Annotated in this window: 6 protein-coding genes; 3 read left to right on the top strand and 3 right to left on the bottom strand. The window is 52.5% G+C overall.

Annotation, left to right across the window (positions count from 1 at the left end; all coding sequences use genetic code 11):
- Together ACZAHD_RS20520 and fumC are read left to right on the top strand one after the other, a co-directional pair.
- Positions 1-212 (top strand): fumarate hydratase C-terminal domain-containing protein (locus ACZAHD_RS20520; protein WP_462458398.1); only part of this gene is annotated, 212 nt, incomplete at its 5' end.
- A gap of 143 nt (positions 213-355) precedes the next feature.
- Entirely contained in the window at positions 356-1,756 is a 1,401-nt protein-coding gene (gene fumC, locus ACZAHD_RS20515) for a class II fumarate hydratase (protein WP_462458397.1), read from the top strand.
- On the opposite strand, the gene tus is transcribed toward fumC, so the two are convergent.
- The 3 genes from tus to ACZAHD_RS20500 all read right to left on the bottom strand — a co-directional run bounded on the left by tus (position 1,746) and on the right by ACZAHD_RS20500 (position 5,821).
- Positions 1,746-2,678, bottom strand: coding sequence for a DNA replication terminus site-binding protein (gene tus, locus ACZAHD_RS20510; protein WP_462458396.1), 933 nt, complete (start codon positions 2,676-2,678; stop codon positions 1,746-1,748). The two genes, fumC and tus, sit on opposite strands and share 11 nt — an antisense overlap.
- A 73-nt stretch (positions 2,679-2,751) precedes the next feature.
- Complete coding sequence (rstB, locus tag ACZAHD_RS20505; protein WP_462458395.1) at positions 2,752-4,053, bottom strand: two-component system sensor histidine kinase RstB; 1,302 nt, start codon at positions 4,051-4,053, stop codon at positions 2,752-2,754.
- Between the two features lie 877 nt (positions 4,054-4,930).
- A complete protein-coding gene (locus ACZAHD_RS20500) occupies positions 4,931-5,821 on the bottom strand; it encodes a LysR substrate-binding domain-containing protein (protein ID WP_462458394.1) in 891 nt (296 codons plus the stop codon).
- Positions 5,822-5,984: 163 nt separating this feature from the next.
- Here ACZAHD_RS20500 and ACZAHD_RS20495 point away from each other — a divergent pair, with 163 nt between their 5' ends.
- Entirely contained in the window at positions 5,985-6,509 is a 525-nt protein-coding gene (locus ACZAHD_RS20495; RefSeq protein ID WP_462458393.1) for a sugar ABC transporter, read from the top strand.
- The last annotated feature ends 77 nt before the right edge of the window (positions 6,510-6,586 follow it).

Here is a 6,586-nt window from a genome sequence, read left to right as displayed (position 1 = left end):
GATTCTATCTCGGCAGCATTGGCGGCCCGGCGGCGGTGCTGGCGCAGCAGAGTATTAAGAGCCTGGAGTGCGTGGCGTATCCGGAACTGGGGATGGAGGCTATCTGGAAAATCGAAGTGGAAGATTTCCCGGCCTTCATTCTGGTGGACGACAAAGGCAACGACTTCTTCCAGCAGATTCAGACCTCTCAGTGCACACGCTGTGTGAAATAAGCAAAGCCGCCCTCCGGGGCGGTTTTTTGTCTCGTTTAGCGGCACGAACGAACAATATAACCTTAATAATTTGACCAATACTTAACCCTTTATAGCAAGTGAGCTTTGTCGTAATTACGTACTTTGTATTCAAGGAGAAAGTAATGACAACGCATCGCAGTGAAAAAGACTCTATGGGCGCTATCGAAGTGCCTGCCGATAAGCTATGGGGCGCGCAGACCCAGCGTTCACTGGAACATTTCCGCATCTCGACGGAAAAAATGCCGGGTGAACTGATTTATGCGCTGGCGCTGACCAAACGGGCAGCGGCAAAGGTGAATCAGGATCTGGGATTGCTGGCCGCCGAAAAGGCTGAGGCGATTATTCAAGCCGCCGATGAAGTGCTGGCCGGCAACCATCCCGATGAATTTCCGCTGGCTATCTGGCAGACCGGTTCCGGTACGCAAAGCAACATGAACATGAACGAGGTGTTGGCCAACCGCGCCAGTGAACTGCTGGGCGGCGTGCGTGGTATGGAACGCAAAGTTCATCCTAACGATGACGTTAACAAGAGCCAGAGTTCCAACGATGTTTTCCCGACCGCGATGCATGTCGCGGCGATTATCGCGCTGCGCGAAGCACTCATTCCCCGGCTCACGGTGCTTAAACAGACGCTGAGCGACAAAGCTGCTGCCTTCAACGACATCGTTAAAATTGGTCGTACGCATCTGCAGGATGCGACGCCGCTAACGCTGGGGCAGGAGTTTTCCGGCTGGGTGGCGATGCTGGAACATAATCTGCGTCACCTTGAACTGAGCCTGCCGCATTTGAGCGAACTGGCGTTAGGCGGTACGGCAGTAGGAACCGGTCTGAACACCCACCCTGAATATGCCGTGCGAGTGGCGGCGGAACTGGCGACACTCAGCGGGCAGCCGTTCGTCACTGCGCCGAACAAGTTTGAGGCCCTGGCGACCTGCGATGCGCTGGTTCATGCCCACGGGGCGCTGAAGGGGCTGGCGGCCTCGTTGATGAAGATTGCCAACGATGTTCGCTGGCTGGCTTCCGGCCCGCGTTGTGGGATTGGTGAAATCGCCATTCCGGAAAATGAACCCGGCTCGTCAATTATGCCCGGTAAGGTTAACCCGACGCAGTGCGAAGCGCTGACGATGCTGTGCTGTCAGGTCATGGGGAATGATGTGGCGGTCAATATCGGCGGAGCGTCGGGTAACTTCGAACTAAACGTTTACCGTCCAATGGTGATTCATAACTTCCTGCAATCGGTGCGCCTGTTGGCGGATGGGATGGCGAGTTTTAATGAGCACTGCGCGACCGGTATTGAACCAAACCGCGAACGGATCGCCCAGTTGCTTAATGAGTCTCTGATGCTGGTCACGGCGTTGAATACCCATATTGGCTACGACAAAGCGGCGGAAATAGCTAAAAAGGCACATAAAGAGGGGTTGACGCTCAAAGCCTCCGCGTTAGCGCTTGGCTATCTGACGGAGGCCGAATTTGACAGCTGGGTGCGTCCGGAAGAGATGGTAGGCAGCATGGCTACTCGTTAGCCAGCCACAGATGCAGTCGCGGGATAAGTAGCCTGAGCGACTGCGCCTGCGGCTTATAGCGATACTGCACATTATCCGCATCGTAGTTCAGTAACTCGCCGATATCCGGTACGCTAACCCCCTGAGTGCCGGATATCAAAGTAATAAGCGGGCCAGGGCAGGCGTATTGCACCTGTTTCTGCTCACCGGCGTACCAGACTCGCGCAATAGGCTGGACCTTCACCGGCCGCTTGATCTTAAGCTTTGCCCGCTGCGGCAGAGCGGCGATATCCTGATATTCTCGCTCCAGTTTGCTTTGCCACTGCTCGCGTGTCCACGGCGGTACCGCGCGCGGCGATTGCAGGCTGTTTTCCAGTTGCCGCAGCACCTCATCACGAGTGAGATTTTTAATCACATGCTTATTAGCCCAGCCGAAGCGGAGGGTGCTTGGGTCGCAAAGCACCGTTAAGGTCCGGTAGGCGCTGAGGGTGATAAGACCCGGCAGATGACGATGGACCCATTCAAAACGCGCCGCGGCGGGCAGGCCGGAATCGACGGTGACCATTTTTTCGAAAGCGGCTTTCAGCGCGTTAATGTGGGAAATGCTCTGCAGCAACGCTGCGCGTTCCTCACTATCGGTTTGTAGACAGATAGCGCCGGGGAGGCGGACCGCAGCCTTGCTGCTGCGGTTTTCCGATTGCTGCTGAATGAACAGATGGCTGTAGTGCCTCAGCGCCAACTCTAGCGCCGGTTGACCGATGTGCTGAACCACCTGAATCGTCTCCAGCGGGTCGTGTTCCGCCTCCTTACTGACAGCCGGCAGTTCAAACACCCGTGCGGCCAGCAGCCGGCACGCGCGCAGGCGCTGCTGGAGTATCTGTAGCTCGCGTTCCAGCCGGCGAAAGGTGTCATTCAGACGTTCAACGAGGTCATAGCTGGTCATAACATCCACCTTAGTTACAACATACTGTGTGATTTTAAACTATACGCAGGCCGAAGCACCTGCGCAAGAGGGGTCAGGCAGCGCTCAAATTGGGCAACTGATGATAGATTGGCCAGCTAAAACAAAAACGAGCGCCGCCCAGAGAACTGGCGCCGCAGCTCACCTCGCCGGACATGGCCTGGGCGATACTGTGAACAATCGCCAGTCCAAGCCCGCAGCCGCCGGTGGCCCGGTCGCGACTAGGATCGAGACGGACAAAGGGCTCAAACACTCGTTCGCGCTCCTCCGGGTCGATGCCCGGACCGTCATCTTCAACCTGCAAGGTTGCTCGCGAACCCTGTAGCGTCAGGCGGACCTGAATACGCTGGTTGCTGTAGCGCAAAGCGTTGTTGACGAGATTATCCAGCACGCGCTCCATCAGACGCATATCAAGCGCGCCGTAATCCCCGGCGATCACCTCATGTAATGTCACATCGCGTTGAGGATTAACCATCTGAATCTCTTCAACGTGATCCTCTATCCAGGCGGGGAAATCAGGCGTTGTCAGATTTAGTTCATTCTGTGGACGGTCAAGACGAGCATAGGTCAACAACTCCTCGATTAAGGCTTCCAGTTGACCAATATCGCGGTTCAGCGCCTGGGATTCCGCTTCAGTCAGGTTTTCACTCATCTCCAGACGATAGCGCAGGCGCACCAGCGGAGTACGCAGTTCGTGGGCTATGCCGTCGATCAGCAGCTTCTTGCTGGCGATCAGCGCGTTGATATTGTCGGCCATCTGGTTAAAGGCCACGCCCAGACGTTCGAAACTGGACATACTGTCGAAATGAATACGTTCGGTAAAATGCCCCTCGCCAAAACGCTGTGCTGCGGTCTCAAGGCGCAACATATCTTGCCAATGGGGGCGCATCCAGATAAACACAGGAAAGGCCAGCGAAATGGCGATGAAAGCCATCAGGGCAACATCCAGCAAACGCATCTCGTGGAGGAAATAGAGATAGGGGACAGGGCCTACCGACAGAACGTAGTGGCTGCGCGGGATGCGTTGAATGAAGGTGTACTCATCATCGAGGGCGACAATATCCCCGGCGCGTAGATGCTGCATCGAGTTTTCCGAGAGCTTAAATTTACTCAGCGGCTCAATATGCAGATCGAATGACAGATTAAGATCCAGCTCTTTTAGCGTTTTGCTCCAGTCGCGGGGAGGGATTTCCCGCAGCTCGCTGCGCATCAGATACAACGAGCTTTTCATCAGATCGTCCAGCGACTGCCGGCCTGCACGTTCAGCGGTGAATTTATACACCAGCCCCACCAGCATGGTCATCACCAGGAAGCAGACGAACAGCAGAAGGTAAAATTGCACAAACAGCTTTTTCATTAAATCTCACCTAAAATCAAAAAGTTAACTTCATGTCTTTTACCTTCAGGGGCACGATGGGGGCATTTGTATCTCCGCCAAAGCGCTGATTCAGGAACGAACCCGAGCGTATCCGGGGATTTATCCCGGCAGAATATACATGAAAAATCATTTCTCCCTGGATAAATACCCCATTTGATTCGCTATGAAAGCAGGGTTCGCATCGGCTGACAACACCCGGCATGCGTAAGTATGACGCAGTTGATAGAGATGGCGGCGCATAGCCGCTTTACGTACAGCAACTGCCTGCTGCGATTTTATAACCGATACTGAATTCAGAACCGACTCACAGATAAGCGAGTTGCAGATAATGGCTATGGCAATTTAGGTACATTTTGCTGACCGGTTTTCTGCTGGCTAACATCTTATAATGGCAGGTTAGTTTTGACTCTAAAGGTGACAGAAGACGTTATGAACATACCGGGTTTGATGAAACAGGGAGAGAAAGGTTATTTTTGCCCCACTGTTTGGCTTTCGCCAGGTAATGAGAATGCAGTTCAGTCTCTACATTTCTGCTTAAGGAACCATGAGCAGACAGGCGTTACACTGCATGATTGATCTTATTGTTAACATTAATGGGGCGATGATGCTCAATTTCGGCATTCGGTATGGATACGGATTGATGAGCACAAATTCGAATCGTGGTGATTGAGGGGAATACCGTCCGCATCAGAAACGATAGCTGCAACACTTGAATCGTCATCGCAGTTCTGATGCATGCGAAATAATTTTAGTTTCCATTTGACTCTTCACCACTTCGACAGTGGTCTCTGCAGTATGAAATATATGCTCATCAACGGGTAATATGCATGTCCGCTTGTGGCTGTAAGTTCAACCGTTATGTGACGAGCATCGGTTCCGCCTGCAACCAGCGCTCAAAATCTTGCAGGGCGGCTTCATTTATTCCTGTTTCCACTGGTTTTACCAAACAAAATGTTTTGCTCAGTGGTTCTGAGTCCGGCCAGGGCGCAACAAGCGAACCTTCATTTAGCTCTTTTTCGACGTATATGCGCGGTACTATGGCTACACCTTGTCTCGCTAATACGGCAGCTATAGCCATTTCATGAAGGTCATAGCGGACGCCTTGTGCCGGATTATCCAGGACTATCCCACTTTGCCTGGCATAATGTCGCCAGGCTTCTGGATTCTGCCGCCGGTGAATGCGGGGCAGTGTATTCAACTGTTCAAAGATATTCTTATCGGTTAACAGGTCGGGATGACAAACCGGCACCAGTTTTTCCTCAAAAAGAACCTGCGTGCGCATACCAGCCCATGCGGGATGCTCAAAATGAATCGCCGCGTCAAATCCACTCCCCGTGATAATGAAGGGATCGGTTCTGGCCGCAATATTCAACGTGATGTCCGGGTATAAAGACTGGAAACGGCTGAGTCGGGGAATAAGCCAGCGACTGCAAAACGTCGGCAGGACAGCAATTTCCAGACTTCTGCTGCTTTCAGACATTCCCATAACGTACTGCGTATCCCGTTCTAACCGTTCGAGCATTTCCCGTACGTGATGGGCATAGTGTAAACCAACAGGATTAAGCTTTACGCGGGTACCTGTACGGTCAAACAGTCTGCAATCGAGCAGAGCCTCCAGGCGGGCAATCTGTCTACTGATGGCGCCTTCCGTCAGCGACAACTCTTCGGCAGCACGAGCGAAATTACCGTGCCTGGCTGCGGCCTCAAACGCTTGAAGTGAAGCACTGCTGGGAATTTTTCTGCGCATTAATATTGCCTTATTCAGCGAGGTGACGATCTATTAGTGACATAAACTCACTGATTCTTGAATTAATATCGATTTATTGCCCAAATAACAGCATATAGCATGAGTAAAAGTCACTAAGCAAGGCTATATAGGTCCTGCTTTTTATTCATGCAGAGGTGAGTCAATGTTCTACACCGTTGAGTGCAATTATACCGACCCCGAAAGTGAGCAAGAGTGGAATGCGTTTTATAGTCTGAAAAAGCTGCCCGCGCTGATCTCGGTCACCGGATTTCGCTCTTCCCAGCGTTTTAAGGCCCTTAAGCCGGGTTGTCCCAGGTATCTGGCCATACATACGCTGAAGTATGCAGAGGTGATTACCAGTGAGGAGTACAGGTTAAAAGGGGGCGGTAATTTTTCACGCTGGCAGAATCACATCACCGATTGGCACCGTAACTTGTATGAGGGGGACGGTACGGCACCTGCGGTAGCCAGTAATGAAATCCTGCTGCTCAGCACCCAGCCATTGAGCTTAATTGAAGCGTTGGGATGCCGGGCACTGACGATGCAGGCGTCAGGGTTAGAAAGAATGCCCGCCCGGCGCATTGCATATGTGATGACGCGCGAAATTGCAGTGCAGTTAGCAGACATGCCCGGCGCATACCTCTATGAGCCGCTGACACCGCAGTTGACGAATCCTGCTGAAGCCTGAAGGGAGGAGCATTCATAAAAATATGCCAAATCTGACGTTGTATATTTCTCAAGAACATATTGACAGGTTTACTGATC

Source organism: Raoultella sp. (assembly GCF_039594335.1).
GTDB lineage: Bacteria > Pseudomonadota > Gammaproteobacteria > Enterobacterales > Enterobacteriaceae > Klebsiella.
Note: the sequence above shows the minus strand (reverse complement) of the source record. Positions and strands in the feature narration are given on the sequence as shown.

Bases quoted from the DNA above. Each gene is read 5' to 3' on its own strand.
- rstB (WP_462458395.1), bottom strand. From the start codon at position 4,053: ATGAAAAAGCTGTTTGTGCAATTTTACCTTCTGCTGTTCGTCTGCTTC.
- ACZAHD_RS20500 (WP_462458394.1), bottom strand. From the start codon at position 5,821: ATGCGCAGAAAAATTCCCAGCAGTGCTTCACTTCAAGCGTTTGAGGCC.
- fumC (WP_462458397.1), top strand. From the start codon at position 356: ATGACAACGCATCGCAGTGAAAAAGACTCTATGGGCGCTATCGAAGTG.
- tus (WP_462458396.1), bottom strand. From the start codon at position 2,678: ATGACCAGCTATGACCTCGTTGAACGTCTGAATGACACCTTTCGCCGG.
- ACZAHD_RS20495 (WP_462458393.1), top strand. From the start codon at position 5,985: ATGTTCTACACCGTTGAGTGCAATTATACCGACCCCGAAAGTGAGCAA.